Source organism: Paenibacillus sp. FSL R7-0179, from assembly GCF_038002265.1.
Lineage (GTDB): Bacteria > Bacillota > Bacilli > Paenibacillales > Paenibacillaceae > Paenibacillus_AQ.
In genome coordinates, this window is sequence record NZ_JBBOCC010000001.1 from 909,160 (window position 1) to 924,426 (window position 15,267).

Here is a 15,267-nt window from a genome sequence, read left to right on the forward strand (position 1 = left end):
GTCGATCACTTCTTAATTCTCATGGACGAGGTGCATAAATGGAAATCTCAACAATTCTAGGCCTGGTTTTTGGTCTGATCGCAGTAGTCTGGGGGATGATACTCAAGCATGCTCCGCTTGCAAGCTTGAACAACCCCGCTGCCTATGTCATTATTTTTCTTGGCACGGCTGCCTCTATCTTCATGGCCTTTCCGATGTCGGAAGTCAAGAATTTCCCTAAGCTGCTAAAGATCCTGTTTACGAAGAAAAAAATGGTCGGCAAGCCCGAACTGATTACCATGTTCATGGAATGGGCGTCCATTACCCGCCGCGAAGGGCTGCTTGCCCTGGAGTCCAATGTCGATGAGATTGAAGATGCCTTCCTCCGAAACGGCATGCGGATGATTATTGACGGCAACGATCAGGAGTTCGTCCGGGATGTATTAATGGAAGATATTCATGCCACTGAGGACAGACATAAAGCCGGGGCCCTGATCTTCTCCCAGGCCGGGATGTACGCTCCTACGCTGGGGGTCCTCGGTGCTGTTATCGGGCTGATTGCCGCCTTGGGCGATATGAGTAATATGGACGTTCTGGCCCACGCGATTGCCGGTGCCTTCATTGCAACCCTGCTCGGGATATTCACCGGTTATGTCATGTGGCACCCTATGTCCAACAAGCTGAAGCGGATATCCAAACGCGAGATTGAAGTCCGCCTGATGATGGTGGAGGGCCTGCTCTCCATTCAGTCCGGGGTGTCTACCATTGCCATTAACCAGAAGCTGTCCGTCTTCCTGACTCCGTCCGAGCGTGCCAAGCTGAGCGAGAAGGAGGGGGCTTCCAGTGAGCAAAAAGACTAGGCATGAGGAACATGAAGAGCATGCAGATGAATCCTGGCTGCTTCCCTATTCCGATCTGATGACCCTGCTGGTTGCTCTGTTCCTTGTTATGTACGCCATGAGCGCAACAGACGCCGTTAAATTTCAGCAAATGGCTGAAGCCTTCAATTCAGCGCTCAGCGGCGGCGGCGGCGTTCTGGAGTACCGGTCGGATTCCCCGACCAGCACCCAGCTGGACCAGGGAAAGCAGGATAAAATGAACAATGTGATTGCCAAGAACACTGGAACCTCCGATCTCTCTAAGCTCCGTGCCAAGGAGCAGGAGGATCTGGAGAAGCTGAAGAAGCAGTTTGACCAGTACATCAAGAACAATGGAATGACCGACTTGCTTAGCACGAAGCTGAATCAGTCTCAGCTGATGATCACGATTAGCGACAATGCCCTGTTTGCTTCGGGACAGGCTGTAGTGAAGGATGAATCCCGCCAGTTGGCCAAGTCGATCTCAACTATGCTGCAGCAATTCCCTGATTATGAAGTATTGGTACAGGGGCATACCGATAATGTTCCGATCTCCAACAGCACGTACTCCTCGAACTGGGATCTTAGCGTAGACCGTGCCCTTGAGTTCATGAAGATTCTGCTGCTGAATCCCAACCTGGACCCGACGAAGTTCAGCCCCACCGGTTCTGGCGAATATCATCCCATCGCCAGTAATGCTACGGCTGCCGGGCGGGCCAAGAACCGCCGGGTAGAAGTATCCATCCTTCGTAAATATAAGGACGCTGCTACAGAGACAACGGATGTCTCTAATGTAACAGCTCCCTGAATCGAAATGAAACCAATAAGAGCTGCTTCGAACGACCCCTGCCAGGGTCCATCGGAGCAGCTCTTATTATAGGTAGGGTCAATATAATCTTATTGCAGCTGATAGTTCAGCATAGCTCCCAGCTCTTGCTTCTCCTCTTGAGACAGCTCCCGCCATTCTCCGGTCTTCAGCGCGCCAAGGCGGATATTCATTACCCGGATGCGCTGCAGCCGCCGCACTTCATAACCGAAGGCGCTGCACATGCGGCGGATTTGCCGGTTCTTGCCTTCGGTCAGCACGATACGAAATACCCGCTCACTAATCCGCGTAATCTCACAAGGCAGCGTCTTGCTGCCCAGAATTCTTACGCCGGTGGACATACCGGTCAGGAAAGAAGGCGTAACAGGTCGATCTACAGTGACCACATATTCCTTCTCATGTTTGCCTTCAGCGCGCAATATTTTATTAACGATGTCACCGTCATTGGTGAGCAGAATCAATCCCTCTGAATCCTTGTCGAGCCGCCCGATCGGGAATATCCGCTCCTCATGCCCTATGAAATCGACAATATTGCCTTGAATATGCGCTTCTGTGGTAGAGGTAATGCCCACCGGCTTATGAAGCGCGATATACACGATCCTGCTGCCCGTCTGAAGCGGCTTGCCGTCGATCAGCACAATATCCCCGGCTTCTGCCTGGCTGCCCAGCATTGCGGGCTCACCGTTGATGGTGACCCGTCCTCCCTCAACCAGCTTATCTGCTTCTCGGCGTGAACAATAGCCTGTCTCACTGATGAATTTATTGATTCTCATGCTCGTCTTCACTCCGTTCTATATTCATACCGGCCGGAGGTGCTTGCTCCTTTGCTTCAGGCAGCTTGATGATTACCTGTGCCCCCCGGCCATACTCGCTTCTAATCTCCAGGCTGCCCTTATGGGCCTGAATGATCCGTTGGCTGACCATGAGGCCAAGCCCGGTTCCTGACTCTTTATTCGTGAAGAACGGCTCCCCCAGCTTGGGCAGCATATCCTCAGGGACGCCTCCGCCCTCATCCGTAATCACAATAACGACAGAATCCGCCTGCTCCTGCTGCTCCACGGTAATCGTTCCCCCGTCTGGCATCGCTTCTATTGCATTTTTGATCACATTGATAAATACCTGCTTCAGCTGATTCTCTTCACAATGTACCATGGCGGGTACTCCCGAGAAATCCGTGGTGAATTCAATACCGAACAGGTGGGCCTGACTGTCCAGCAGCGAGATGACATCGCCGACAATATGCCGCAGATCCCTCTGCTGGAAATGAACCGCCTGCGGCTTCGCCAGAATCAGGAACTCACTGACAATCATATTGATCCGGTCCAGCTCCGAGAGCATCAGATCAATATGCAGCGGAACGAGAACCTTCTTCTCCTGCTGAAGCTGCAGGAAGCCCCGCAGAGTGGTCAGAGGATTGCGGATCTCATGGGCAACGCCTGCCGCAAGCTGGCCGACTGTAGTCAGCTTCTCTGAGCGTCTGAGCAGCTCCTCAATCCGGTTGCGCTCTGTCATGTCACGGGATACATGTACAACCGACTGCGGGTTGCCCTCTTCATCCCGGATAACCGAGCTGCTGACGCTGACCTCTACCAGGGAGCCGTCACGCTTCAGCCTGACAGTCTCAACAGGCGGTAAAGAGGCTCCGTCCTTAAGCTGCTGCAATCGTATACTCTCCTGTTGCTGCACGGTGGCAGGAACCAGATAAGGCGGCTTGATCAGCGCGTCTGCAGCACCCCATCCATAGAGGTCCTCGAAGGCTCTGTTCGTACTGATGATCCGCCCCTCCATATCCACGGTGTGGATGGCATCTGAAGTTCCGTTAATCACCGACTCCAGATGCTCCTTCACCGCACGGTTCTCCTCCAGCGTCTGCCCCAATCGGTTCGTATGCTGCAGCAGATGTGAGGTCATCGCATTGATGCGCTGGGCCAGCTGTCCAAGCTCATCACGGCTGGATACATTAAGCGGGGGCTCGAACTTGCCCTTGGCCACATCATTGACCTTAGCCAGTATATCCTGAATCGGGCGGGTAACAACACCGGCCAGGACATAACTCACTAGAAGGAAGATAATCAGCAGCAGCACCGAGGTAGTGATATTATTGAACAGCTGCTCCCGGATGACGGAGGAGATCGCCTGGTAGTCCATGACTACACTGATCACATAATCCGCGGCTCCCGGGCGCTCAATCGGAATGAAGCTTTTGAGCACTCTTTTACCCAATGCCTTCGTATCCAGTGTTACCGGCTCGCTCTTATTCAATGCTTCACGGATTGCCGCCTTGTCCTCTGCTATATTGCCGTATGAATAGGTGCCGTACTGAATAGGGCGGTTCCGCAGCTTCGTATTCTTGGGATCTGTGCCGTCAGGCAGCATGCTTGAGGCCCCGAAGGTCTTCGGATTAATTCCCGTAATTTCCAGAATCCCGGGATTTACAGCTTTGGATTCCTGGATGATCTCATCAGGACTCATAATTTTGACATAATCGCTTACCGCTGTACTCCGGACGAACGGATCTATGATATAATTACGGGCCCCGTCATAATAATAGCCCCATTTATCAATATACTCCGGATTGGAGGTTGAATATTCAAATGGCCCGGACCAGAAATTCTCCAGGGACTGCCCCTGATCAACAGATACGCGCTGGCCTGCAAACAGCTCCAGAAAAGCCACATACCAAAAACCCATGCCCTTGGTCGAAAGTCCAATCTCTGCAGGATCTGAAGATTTGGCTACGATAATATCATCCGCAGTCTTCACCAGCAGCGAGATATTCGACACCCCCAGCTTGGTGGACAGCGCCTTCAATTGTTGATTGGTAATATTCCTGATATCCGGGTCCAGCTCATAGGACGCCAGAATGGCAGTCAACCGCAGGTTCTGGGCAATTTTATCCTGCACGTAATTCGAGCTATAGCCGCTCTGCTCCACCGATACGGCCACCTGCTTCGCAGTGATCTTCATGTTGCTCACACTCTCATTACGCAGATTATTCCGGGCAGCATAAAGATTGAGTGTAAGATTAAGCATCAAGATTAAGAGCACCGAGCCAAAAATAATCGCTGATAGTTTCGTTTTTATGGACAAGCGTATTGTTCACCTCTTATCCGCTGGTAAATCCTAGCGGGCATTCAACATAATCATACCTTTTGCCCTTCCATTTGAAAAGGCCTTTCCCTACAGCCGGGCGCTGGCAGATATTGAATTATCGGGACAGTTTCTCTACAATAGGTAAGAAACCATCCACAGGTTATGCACATATAAACATTTTGCCAAATCGCGATGTGCACAATTTTGTGTATAAGTCGGTCGTTATCCACAGAGTTGTACACAATTTGTTAAGAACGAATATTTGTTCGTTGGACAATGGGCATAGAAGAAGGGAAGATGCATTTGATTACCAGGCTTGAAGAACTGCCGGCGGAGGAGCGGGCCATTCATGAACATTGGATGACAGAAGCGATAGGAGAGGCCCGCAAGGCTGAAGCCTTGGGCGAAGTACCAATTGGTGCCGTGGTCGTCCACGGAGGCCAAATTATAGGCCGCGGATATAATCTGCGTGAGACAACGCTCGACTCCACTGCCCATGCAGAGATGGTGGCGATTCGGGAAGCCAGTAGAGTCCTGGGCTCCTGGCGTTTGCTTGATTGCCGGCTCTATGTTACCCTGGAGCCTTGTCCCATGTGTGCAGGGGCGATGGTGCAGTCCAGGCTGCCACTTACCGTGTATGGCACTCCAGACCCCAAGGCGGGCTGTGCAGGGACCCTCATGAACCTGCTGGAGGAGTCACGCTTTAACCATCGCACAGAGGTCATCCAGGGCGTTCTGCAGGAGGAATGTGCGGAGCTGCTGACCTCCTTCTTCCGCAAGCTGCGGAAGCGGCCTGCGAAGCTCTAGAACGCCCATTAACATATTATGCATATATAAGGAGAATACCAGATGTCCTACAAGCTGTATAACAACGCACAGGGGATCTATCTCTCGCTGCTGGAGCTTAAAGATGCTGAGGAGCTGCTAAGCCTTCGTCTGCGCAACCGTACCGCGCACCAGCAATTCGAACCCCTGCGCGATGAAGATTACTTCACCCTGGAGAGCCAGCATCAGCTCATTAACCAGCGTATCCTGGAAGCCCGGCTGGACCGGGCGTATATGTTCGGCATTTATCTGCTCAGCGGGGAGCTGATCGGCCAGATTACGATCTCTAACGTAGTGAGGGGAGTCGGACAATTCTGCGATATCGGATATCTCATCGATCATGAGAAGCAAGGGCAAGGACATACCAGTGCCGCTGTACACCTGATCCTCGGGTACACCTTCCGCTCTCTGGGGCTTCACAGGGTACAGGCTGCCATTCTGCCTCATAATACCGGTTCACGCCGAGTGCTGGAGAAGAACGGCTTCCAGGCTGAAGGACTCGCACGCCGCTTCATCCGGATCAACGGCGAATGGCAGGATCATCGTACCTATGCCATTCTGGCTGAGGAGTTCCTGCCAGAGGAACAGCAGTCCCCTTAACCTTCATATGTCCACACAAAAACCCGTATGAGTGGAATTCGCTCATACGGGTTTTTAGCGTGCGCAACTATGGTATTAATAAGTACTCGTACCTGTGTTTCCGAACTGCTGCTGCAGCTCCTCCAGAGTGATGACATCATCGCCTTGCGGAATGCCAATCTTGAAGGTCTGCTTCTCATTGATCTTGCTGTATTGGTTGCTTGCATTCATAGATAAGGTAACATTCTCACCCTTGTCAGGATCATTAACCTTGATGTCCATGAGCATATCCTGGTATACCGGATAATCATCTTTGTTGACAGCGGTATTCAGGTGGAATTGGTTAATAGTGAGATACTTGTTTAGATCAGCCAGGCTCTTGTCGAACTCTGCACGGGCTTCACTGGATTGAAGCTGCTCCTTGGCTTCGGCCAGCTTGGCTGGCTCAACCTGCAGCAGATCCTTGTATTCTTCTTTGCCCAGAATATCAATAATCTTCGGCATAGCGTTGTTCACCAGAATGGTAAGCGCCTCTTTGACGTTATCGTTGGTAACCTGGAATTGAACGACCTGCTTGGCTTCTACGCCTTCAGGCAGGCCTGCATCCTTCGGTTTGATATCATTGAAATACTTGGCTTGATCGTATTCGCCAAGCAAGGTATTCATCACTTCATTCGACAGCTTCTGCACCTTCTGTGCATCCATCTGTGCAGGATTGAATTCAGCGCCCTGTTCTTCAGCCAGCTGCTTCAGATCCAGCTCTACGAATTTGTTCACGATCGTCTCAGGAATCGGCAGGAACGGAATCGAAGGTACTTTGACATACAGCTTCTGTCCGGTCATTACCATTGGAACCGTGAAGGACATGGCCATGTCCCCCTTCAGATTCAGAACGGTTGTCATTTCTGTCTGCATCGGCTCTGCCTGGTAGACTCCATCGATGGTAAGCTCGGCGTTCTTAAGCATGCTGAGCATCTGGCCCGTTGAAGCATCTGCTTCATTGGTGCCTGTGTCTATCGACAGATCATTAATAACTAATTTGGTCTTCATTTCGTAAGATGTCATAGCTGTAGCTTTGGCTGCAGCTGAAGTCAGAGCTGCCTTAGGCTCCTCTTTCTTTGCACATCCCGGCAGAATTACTGCAGCAGTTAACAGTAAAGCGGCAGCGGATAACCCCCATTTTTTGTTCATTATTTTTCTCCTCTCCCATGTAAAAAAATTCTTTCCCCTCCCTAATGATAAACCATTTGGCAAATATGAGAAACATCATTTACTAATTTCGTTCCATATTTCCTTTAACCCTGGGGATTGTTATGGTCCACATGGTTGGCCTGCTTCACCTTTTTAGACCCGGATAACGGTGCCGGACCTGAAGAATGGTGCTCCTTGCGGGACCCCTGATTGTCCTGCTGTACGCCGGGTACAGGCATGCTCTTGGGTTTTTACCTCCTATGGATTAGTTAAGCCTTGAAGGGCCTGTGCGCACTCATGAATCTGTCTCGTATACTGCTGCGCCAACAGCTGAACAGCATCTAGCTGCTCATCTGCGTGTACCCCGGCCTGCTCGGCGTCAAGCAAGTCTACGGCAACCTCGCGGCTATCCACATAGGTGCAGCGGAAATCCAGAGAATACCCCTGCCGTCCTGCTGCATTGAAATGGATGAGCAGACTGTTCTCGTTGGCCGCATCCCCCTGCACACTGAAGCTGTCTCCATTGTCCATCAGCTCCGGCAGCCGCTCCTGCCAGGCAGACACCAGACTCTGCTGATCTACTTGCAATTGTCGGTCCATCTTTATCATCAGCCTCCTTCTCTAATACATTGCGGAGAAAGCCGGTTTTTTATTCCCGCCGGAACAGCTTCTGTGAAAAAGAGGCCTTAGCTAAGAACAAACTCACCTTAACGGGTGAAGGGTGCTAGTGTCAGGCATTGCTGCGCAATTTGCAGGATTTCTCTAGAATCACATCAGAAGAAAATCATAATTTCTTAAAAAACAAAAAAACCGCCCTCCTAAGAGAACGGCTTCTATCTGCACTTATTTAGCTGTAAAGGAATGGCGGAGAGGATGGGATTCGAACCCATGTGGGCTTGCACCCTAACGGTTTTCAAGACCGCCCCGTTATGACCGCTTCGGTACCTCTCCAATGCATTGAAATTTCACATGCATTAGGAATTATACCACGCCCAGCAAATAATATGCAACTATTATTATTGAGCTGTTTTTGCAGAAATGGATTTCACATTACGCATATACGGCTGCAGACATTCCGGAATCAGCACACTTCCGTCCTCCTGCTGGTAGTTCTCCAGAATAGCTGCTACGGTACGTCCTACAGCCAGCGCAGAGCCATTCAGCGTATGCACGAATTCAGGCTTCGCCTTCGGGTCCTTGCGGTAACGGATATTGGCCCGGCGTGCCTGGAAGTCCTCGGTGTTGGAGCATGAGGAGATCTCGCGGTACATGCCGCTCTCAGGCAGCCACACCTCAAGGTCATACGTTTTGGCAGAGGTGAAGCCCATATCCGCCGTACAGAGCAGCAGAACGCGGTAAGGCAGCCCCAGAAGCTGCAGCACACGCTCAGCGTCGGCTGTCATCTTCTCCAGCTCCTCATAGGAGCTCTCCGGGCTGGCCAGCTTCACCAGCTCCACCTTGTTGAACTGATGCTGGCGGATCAGACCGCGGGTATCGCGTCCCGCAGAACCCGCCTCCGAACGGAAGCAAGAGCTGTAGGCCACATGATACTTTGGCAGATCGCCAGCCGTCATAATCTCTTCACGGTAATAGTTCGTCACAGGCACTTCTGCTGTAGGAATCAGATAATACTCTGTATCCCGCAGCTTGAACAGGTCCTCTTCGAATTTGGGCAGCTGTCCCGTTCCATAGAGGCTGTCCTTATTAACAATATAAGGCGGCAGCATCTCTTCATAGTTATGTTCTCCGCTGTGCAGGTCCATCATGAAATTAATCAGGGCACGCTCCAGTCTGGCACCGAGTCCCTTATAGAAGACAAACCGGGAACCCGTAACCTTCGCCGCTGCCTCAAAATCAATGATATCCAACTGCTGCGCCAGCTCCCAGTGGGATTTCGGAGTGAATCCAAGCTCTGTAGGCTCTGACCAGCGGCGCACTTCAACATTGTCTGCCTCGGAGGTGCCCACAGGCACCGATTCATGCGGAATATTCGGGATGCTCATTGTCAGCTCATCAATCTTGACCTCAAGCTCACGCACCTCATCATCCAATTCCTTAATCCGGTCAGATACCGTACGCATCTCTGCGATCAGATCATCGGCCGGTTCACCATTCTTCTTCTTCTTGGCTACGTCTCCGGATACAGTGTTCCGGCGGTTCTTGAGCCCTTCTGTCTCCTGAAGCAGCTCACGGCGGCGCTGATCCAGCGCCGGGAAGCCGGCAATCAAATCCAGCGACTTTCCTCTTTTATTCAGTGCCTCTTCTACTCTTGCATAATCGCTGCGCAATACTTTAACATCTAACACAAAGTTTCCCTCCTGAAAACAGCCCAAACTCTTTCAAAATGCTGTTTTGTTTGCAGCTTTGAAAGAGTCAAAGTGTCCTTATATGCGGTTCTATAGATTGGCTGCAATCCTGTCCTCTACCATGCCGGCAAAATATTGGTGCAGCCTGTAATCATCGGTCAATTCCGGGTGAAACGAGCAGGCCAGCAGATTGCCCTGGCGCGCGGTTACAATCTCATCCTTATAGAGCGTAAGCACCTCAACATCAGGACCCACCTCTTCGATAAGCGGAGCGCGGATAAATACCGCCCGCACCGGCTCAGCAATCCCCTTAACCTGGAGATCACATTCAAAGCTTTCCCGCTGGCGGCCAAAGGCATTCCTGGCCACAGTAATATCCATCAGCTCCAGATGACCGGTCTCATCTCCGGCAATCCGCTTCGCCAGCACGATCATCCCGGCGCATGTACCAAAAATAGGCTTGCCTTGACCCGCGAAGTCGCGGATCGCTTCAATAAAGCCATATTTGCGCATCAATTTGCCAATCGTCGTACTCTCACCGCCGGGAATGATCAGACCATCTATCCCGTCTAGTTCCTCTATACGCTTAATAGGCAGGCCCTGCGCACCGGTCTTCTCAATACTGACAATATGCTCTGTAACAGCGCCTTGAAGCGCCAACACTCCAATTCTCATCCGGAAGCCTTCTCTCTATTAACGGCCGCGTTCCGACATGCGTTCAGCCGGGGATAACGTGGCGATATCAATTCCCTTCATCGGAGTGCCCAGATTTTTAGACACCTCAGCAATCAGCTTGTAGTCCGTAAAGTGGGTTGTCGCTTCGACGATGGCACGGGCGAACTTCTCAGGATTGTCCGATTTGAAAATTCCCGAGCCGACAAACACCCCGTCAGCACCCAGATGCATCATGAGCGCGGCATCGGCAGGCGTTGCTACACCACCGGCAGCAAAGTTAACGACAGGCAGCTTACCCAACTCGTGAACCTCCAGTAGCAGCTCATACGGAACACCCAGCGTCTTAGCCTCATGATATAGCTCATCAGGCGAGAGACCAGCCACCTTGCGGATCTGGCTGTTAATGTGGCGCATATGGCGGACCGCTTCCACGATGTTGCCGGTTCCCGGCTCACCCTTGGTGCGGATCATGGAGGCACCTTCGCTAATGCGTCGCAGCGCTTCCCCAAGATCCTTGGCTCCGCATACAAAAGGAACCGTGAATTCGCGTTTGTTGATATGGAACACTTCATCGGCAGGCGTAAGCACTTCACTCTCATCGAGATAGTCTACACCCAGAGATTCGAGAACCTTGGCTTCCACATAGTGGCCGATCCGCGCTTTGGCCATCACAGGAATACTTACTGCCTTGATGACCTCTTCTACAATAGTAGGATCAGCCATACGTGCGACACCACCCGCTGCGCGGATATCGGAAGGTACACGCTCCAGGGCCATAACGGCAACTGCGCCCGCGGCCTCAGCAATTTTCGCCTGCTCTGCATTCATGACGTCCATAATGACGCCGCCTTTTTGCATTTCCGCCATGCCTCTTTTGACTCGCGAAGTTCCTGTTTCCATATCTACGCCTCCCGTTAGATCTAACCTAATCTAACATGTAATTCTACCGTAAGGCAGTAATATATACAACCTATTTACTGGGATTTTGTCGTGAAGCCGAGGCCAGTGCCCCTGTTAGGCTAGAACAGGTTTTTAATTCCTTTGAACAGATCACCGAAAAAATCACCAATGGCTCTCAGCAGTAGCTTGAACCAGCCCGCCTTCTCCGCTTCCTCGGTAGTAATCAGGTTCACCGTCTTCTCCTGCGTCTGAGACATTCCCTCTATCTTATAGGAGTAAGTGACCTTACCTACCTTGCTGGCTCCAGCAATCGGTGCGACCAGCGTAGCCGGATCATTCGTGACCACTGTAGTTTTGATCTGCGGAGATACAGTGCCCTTCGGAACCATGAACGTTACACCAGCATCCGTCACTACGGATACCTCTTTATTCTTACCCTTCAGCACAGGCACAGTTTCAGTGCCGGCAATCACAGCTTTAGGCGCAACAACCTGCTTAATCTCAAAATTATTAAAGCCGAAATCCAGTACCTTCTTGGTTTCGGTGAAACGGTGGGCTTCAGAGTCCGCTCCCATAACAACGCTGATGAGACGCATGCCGTCACGCACCGCAGTACCGGTGAAGCAGTTCCCCGCCTTGGATGTATGTCCAGTCTTCAGCCCGTCCAGGCCAGGATACGCATAAGCCTTGAAGTTCGGAATATCCTTGTTGGCCTCCAGCATCCAGTTGTAGTTAACCATCGGCTTCGAATCGCGCTCACGGAACTTATAGGATTGGATTGTGGTGAAATCGGTGAAATCCGGATGATCCGTTACAATATACTTGGCAAGAATCGCTGCATCCATCGCAGACATTACCGTTTCGCCTTCACCCTCCGGGCGGAATTTCTTGGGCATGTCCTTACGGTCAAGCCCAGTGGGATTAATGAAATGGGCCGTCTTCATCCCCATCTTCTTCGCTGTTTCATTCATCATAGTGACGAATTGCTGCTCTGAACCCGCGACCAGTTCGGCCAGGGCAACCGTAGCATCATTGGCTGAGCCTACTGCCATCGCTATGTAGAGTTCTTTAACTGTATGTTCATCACCCGCTGCCAGGAAAATCCGTGACCCGATCTGCTTGGACGCATTCTCCTGTATGGTGACTTTTTGGTCCCAGGAGATCTTGCCGCTATTCACAGCTTCCGTCACCAGATATTCAGTCATCATCTTCGTCATACTTGCTGGAGGCATAGGCTGATCGGCATTATACGAGAGCAGAATCTCCCCTGTAGTAGGCTCAATCAGCACTGCAGATTTCACATTCAGTCCGAGCGATTCTACGGTTGGGATCTTGGCTACTGCTGTCTTGGCAGGGGTAGCCGCCGCCTTCGTTCCAGCCTCTGTTGTAGCCGATTTAGTTACTGCCTCTGCCATCGCAGAAGCCGCAGGAAATGCTAACATATTTAAAAGCAGACCTACTGTCGCTGTTTTAATCACAATTTGCTTACTGCTTAGTTTTCGCTTGGCCTTCAATGATTAACTCTCCTTTAATCCTCAAATCAGTGCTTGTTCTATTCTAACACAGGGGTATCTGCAAAAAAAGACAGACAGGACTAAATTAGTCCTGCCTGTCAACAAAATAGGTGATTCTTCCCGGCTTACAGGGAATAGTTCGGAGCTTCCTTGGTGATCTGTACATCATGAGGATGACTCTCACGCAGGCCCGCTCCAGTGATCCGGATGAACGAGGTATCATTGCGCAGCTCTTCTAACGTCTTCGTTCCGCAATAACCCATACCGGAGCGCAGTCCGCCAATCAATTGGTGAACCGTGTCGGACAATGGCCCTTTAAAGGCTACACGGCCCTCTATGCCTTCCGGTACCAGCTTCTTATCATCATCCTGGAAGTAACGGTCTTTACTGCCTTGCTTCATGGCGCTCATGCTGCCCATGCCGCGGTATACCTTATATTTACGTCCCTGATAGATTTCCGACTCTCCGGGACTTTCTTCTGTACCAGCGAACAGGCTGCCCATCATGACTGCAGCGGCACCGGCGGCGATGGCCTTGGTAATCTCACCGGAGTACTTGATTCCTCCGTCTGCAATCACCGGAATGCCATATTCACGGGCTACTGTCGCACAATCGTAGATCGCAGTAACCTGCGGAACACCGATTCCGGCAATTACGCGGGTAGTACAGATAGATCCCGGGCCAATACCCACCTTGATTACGGAGGCTCCTGCTTCAATCAATTCGCGGGTAGCTTCGCCTGTAGCTACATTACCAGCTACAATTGTTAGATCAGGATAAGTCTCACGCAGCTTGCGCACTGCATCGATAATGTTAATGTGATGGCCATGTGCAGAATCCACGGTAATCAGGTCCACACCGGCTTTTACCAATGCTTCTGTCCGTTCCAGCGTATCCTTGGAGATTCCGATTGCCGCTCCAACCAGCAGACGTCCGTGGGCATCCTTGGCACCATTGGGGAACTGGATAGCTTTCTCTATATCTTTAATAGTAATGAGACCTTTGAGAATATTATGCTCGTCTACCAGCGGCAGCTTCTCAATCTTGTGGCGCTGCAGAATACCTTTCGCTTCCTGAAGTGTAGTTCCTACAGCAGCTGTAACGAGATTCTCATGAGTCATCACTTCTTTGATCTGAATATTGAAATCATGGATGAAACGCAGGTCGCGGTTCGTCAGAATACCGACAAGCTTACCCTCTTCATCTACGATAGGCACACCCGAGATACGGTATTTGCCCATCAGGACTTCAGCATCGGATACCCAGTGGTCCGGCGTAAGTGAGAATGGATTGGTAATAACCCCGCTCTCTGAGCGCTTCACACGGTCCACCTCTTCTGCCTGCTGCTCTACGGACATATTCTTATGAATAATGCCGATCCCGCCCTCACGGGCGATAGCAATCGCCATAGCGGCTTCTGTGACTGTGTCCATACCTGCACTCATCAAAGGGATATTCAGCTTCACATTCTTGCTGAGTACAGTGGTTAGGTCCACTTCCTTAGGTAATACCTCGGATTTACGCGGAACCAGCAGCACATCATCGAAAGTGAATCCCTCTTTACCAAACTTATCTTCCCACACCTGGGTCATTCCTCCTCTAAATTCTTTTCTCTACCCGCCCGCCAACTTATGAATAAAGAAACTCCTGCGTCAAGTCCATACCCGATAGACAGCGGTAGAGGCCTGGGAGTTATACATAATTGTGTCTTCTGTTAAGGTTTGAGAGGCTTGTCCAAAAATATATTATTGTCCATCTTAGCAAAGGGCATTTGGCCTGTCAAGAATATTACACCGCTCTGTGAAGGGATTAGGCAATACGCCCTCCGGTAAGCGAATTCTTGGACTAAAGTCCGTCTACAGTGGACAACGTAGCAGCTTCAGCCGCGTTTGACGCCTTTATACCTGTAGCTAAAATCTAAATTAATCGGTTCACTATAATCCTTCTGGAACAAACAATTGGAGAAACGTATCTTAATTAGTTAATATCAATGGCATCAGCTGAAGCAAGTGGATAAACAGCAACTATTCCTGCCTGCGAACGCTATTTTGGCTAAAATTGAATCTATTAAGTGTTGTTTATCCAACTCTTGGCTGTGCATCGACCATTTGCTCATCAAGAAGTGGATAAAATCCAACTGCTTCCCGTAAACCTTAGATCGCTGCGCATCCGGCACGCCTTCAGTCATCGCCCACGGCATGATATGTCGATGTCGGTCCGTTCATACAAAAAGACCACTGTCGAATTATCAACAGTGGTCTTAAGTGCTTGGCAACGTCCTACTCTCCCAGGACCCTTCGGTCCAAGTACCATCGGCGCTGGAGGGCTTAACGGTCGTGTTCGGGATGGGTACGTGTGGAACCCCTCCGCTATCGCCACCAAACATGATTTTTGCGCTGCGTGGACATCTGTGAGATCACTCCCGCAAAATATCAATCCTTAGAAAGGACATGCAGCTTAAAATCGTTCAGGAATTTGATTCCTGAAAACTGAATCCGAAACGAATCTGCGCTCGCCCTTCT

General features: G+C 50.9%; 14 protein-coding genes, 1 tRNA gene and 1 rRNA gene. 4 read left to right on the forward strand and 12 right to left on the reverse strand.

Features of this window, described 5'->3' with window-relative positions:
* Window positions 1–38: 38 nt before the first annotated feature.
* Together motA and motB are read left to right on the forward strand one after the other, a co-directional pair.
* On the forward strand, window positions 39–839 hold the full coding sequence (gene motA, locus MKX63_RS03875) for a flagellar motor stator protein MotA (RefSeq protein ID WP_341015393.1): 801 nt from the start codon (window positions 39–41) through the stop codon (window positions 837–839).
* On the forward strand, window positions 823–1,644 hold the full coding sequence (gene motB, locus MKX63_RS03880; protein WP_341015394.1) for a flagellar motor protein MotB: 822 nt from the start codon (window positions 823–825) through the stop codon (window positions 1,642–1,644). Before motA ends, motB begins: the two co-directional genes overlap by 17 nt.
* A gap of 89 nt (window positions 1,645–1,733) precedes the next feature.
* Here the strand turns inward: motB and MKX63_RS03885 are convergent, their stop codons facing one another.
* Window positions 1,734–2,435, reverse strand: a complete 702-nt coding sequence (locus MKX63_RS03885) for a pseudouridine synthase (protein WP_341015395.1) — start codon at window positions 2,433–2,435, stop codon at window positions 1,734–1,736.
* Window positions 2,422–4,695: an ATP-binding protein gene (locus MKX63_RS03890; protein WP_341015396.1), complete on the reverse strand. Its 2,274-nt coding sequence runs from the start codon at window positions 4,693–4,695 to the stop codon at window positions 2,422–2,424. The genes MKX63_RS03885 and MKX63_RS03890 overlap by 14 nt, the downstream gene beginning before the upstream one ends.
* 357 nt (window positions 4,696–5,052) lie before the next feature.
* On the opposite strand from MKX63_RS03890, the gene tadA reads away from it, so the two are divergent.
* A complete protein-coding gene (tadA, locus tag MKX63_RS03895; RefSeq protein ID WP_341015397.1) occupies window positions 5,053–5,562 on the forward strand; it encodes a tRNA adenosine(34) deaminase TadA in 510 nt (169 codons plus the stop codon).
* Between the two features lie 42 nt (window positions 5,563–5,604).
* Window positions 5,605–6,180, forward strand: a complete 576-nt coding sequence (locus tag MKX63_RS03900) for a GNAT family N-acetyltransferase (protein ID WP_341015399.1) — start codon at window positions 5,605–5,607, stop codon at window positions 6,178–6,180.
* A 75-nt stretch (window positions 6,181–6,255) separates the two neighbouring features.
* On the opposite strand, the gene MKX63_RS03905 is transcribed toward MKX63_RS03900, so the two are convergent.
* The 10 genes from MKX63_RS03905 to rrf form a co-directional block, all read right to left on the reverse strand.
* Window positions 6,256–7,350 carry a DUF6612 family protein gene (locus MKX63_RS03905; protein ID WP_341015400.1) on the reverse strand — a complete coding sequence of 365 codons (1,095 nt, stop codon included), beginning with the start codon at window positions 7,348–7,350 and terminating at the stop codon, window positions 6,256–6,258.
* A 104-nt stretch (window positions 7,351–7,454) separates the two neighbouring features.
* Window positions 7,455–7,589, reverse strand: coding sequence for a small acid-soluble spore protein P (locus tag MKX63_RS03910; protein WP_341015401.1), 135 nt, complete (start codon window positions 7,587–7,589; stop codon window positions 7,455–7,457).
* Between the two features lie 19 nt (window positions 7,590–7,608).
* Window positions 7,609–7,950 (reverse strand): hypothetical protein, encoded by a 342-nt coding sequence (locus MKX63_RS03915; RefSeq protein WP_341015402.1) that lies wholly within the window; start codon window positions 7,948–7,950, stop codon window positions 7,609–7,611.
* 262 nt (window positions 7,951–8,212) lie between these two features.
* Window positions 8,213–8,301, reverse strand: a tRNA-Ser gene (locus MKX63_RS03920).
* Window positions 8,302–8,366: 65 nt separating this feature from the next.
* The gene (gene serS, locus MKX63_RS03925) at window positions 8,367–9,656 is read right to left on the reverse strand and encodes a serine--tRNA ligase (protein ID WP_341015405.1); all 1,290 of its coding nucleotides are present in this window, start codon (window positions 9,654–9,656) and stop codon (window positions 8,367–8,369) included.
* Between the two features lie 90 nt (window positions 9,657–9,746).
* On the reverse strand, window positions 9,747–10,331 hold the full coding sequence (gene pdxT, locus MKX63_RS03930; protein WP_341015406.1) for a pyridoxal 5'-phosphate synthase glutaminase subunit PdxT: 585 nt from the start codon (window positions 10,329–10,331) through the stop codon (window positions 9,747–9,749).
* Between the two features lie 18 nt (window positions 10,332–10,349).
* Entirely contained in the window at window positions 10,350–11,231 is an 882-nt protein-coding gene (gene pdxS, locus MKX63_RS03935) for a pyridoxal 5'-phosphate synthase lyase subunit PdxS (protein WP_341015407.1), read from the reverse strand.
* A 119-nt stretch (window positions 11,232–11,350) separates the two neighbouring features.
* Entirely contained in the window at window positions 11,351–12,745 is a 1,395-nt protein-coding gene (locus MKX63_RS03940; protein WP_341015409.1) for a D-alanyl-D-alanine carboxypeptidase family protein, read from the reverse strand.
* A 125-nt stretch (window positions 12,746–12,870) separates the two neighbouring features.
* Window positions 12,871–14,328 (reverse strand): IMP dehydrogenase, encoded by a 1,458-nt coding sequence (gene guaB, locus MKX63_RS03945; RefSeq protein WP_076084859.1) that lies wholly within the window; start codon window positions 14,326–14,328, stop codon window positions 12,871–12,873.
* Window positions 14,329–15,011: 683 nt separating this feature from the next.
* Window positions 15,012–15,128, reverse strand: a 5S ribosomal RNA gene (gene rrf / locus MKX63_RS03950).
* Window positions 15,129–15,267 lie beyond the last annotated feature (139 nt).

Excerpts from the sequence above, each read along its gene's own strand:
- motA (WP_341015393.1), top strand. The coding sequence starts at position 39 with ATGGAAATCTCAACAATTCTAGGCCTGGTTTTTGGTCTGATCGCAGTA.
- MKX63_RS03885 (WP_341015395.1), bottom strand. The coding sequence starts at position 2,435 with ATGAGAATCAATAAATTCATCAGTGAGACAGGCTATTGTTCACGCCGA.
- MKX63_RS03890 (WP_341015396.1), bottom strand. The coding sequence starts at position 4,695 with ATGCTTAATCTTACACTCAATCTTTATGCTGCCCGGAATAATCTGCGT.
- tadA (WP_341015397.1), top strand. The coding sequence starts at position 5,053 with ATGCATTTGATTACCAGGCTTGAAGAACTGCCGGCGGAGGAGCGGGCC.
- MKX63_RS03900 (WP_341015399.1), top strand. The coding sequence starts at position 5,605 with ATGTCCTACAAGCTGTATAACAACGCACAGGGGATCTATCTCTCGCTG.
- MKX63_RS03905 (WP_341015400.1), bottom strand. The coding sequence starts at position 7,350 with ATGAACAAAAAATGGGGGTTATCCGCTGCCGCTTTACTGTTAACTGCT.
- MKX63_RS03910 (WP_341015401.1), bottom strand. The coding sequence starts at position 7,589 with ATGCCTGTACCCGGCGTACAGCAGGACAATCAGGGGTCCCGCAAGGAG.
- MKX63_RS03915 (WP_341015402.1), bottom strand. The coding sequence starts at position 7,950 with ATGGACCGACAATTGCAAGTAGATCAGCAGAGTCTGGTGTCTGCCTGG.
- pdxT (WP_341015406.1), bottom strand. The coding sequence starts at position 10,331 with ATGAGAATTGGAGTGTTGGCGCTTCAAGGCGCTGTTACAGAGCATATT.
- pdxS (WP_341015407.1), bottom strand. The coding sequence starts at position 11,231 with ATGGAAACAGGAACTTCGCGAGTCAAAAGAGGCATGGCGGAAATGCAA.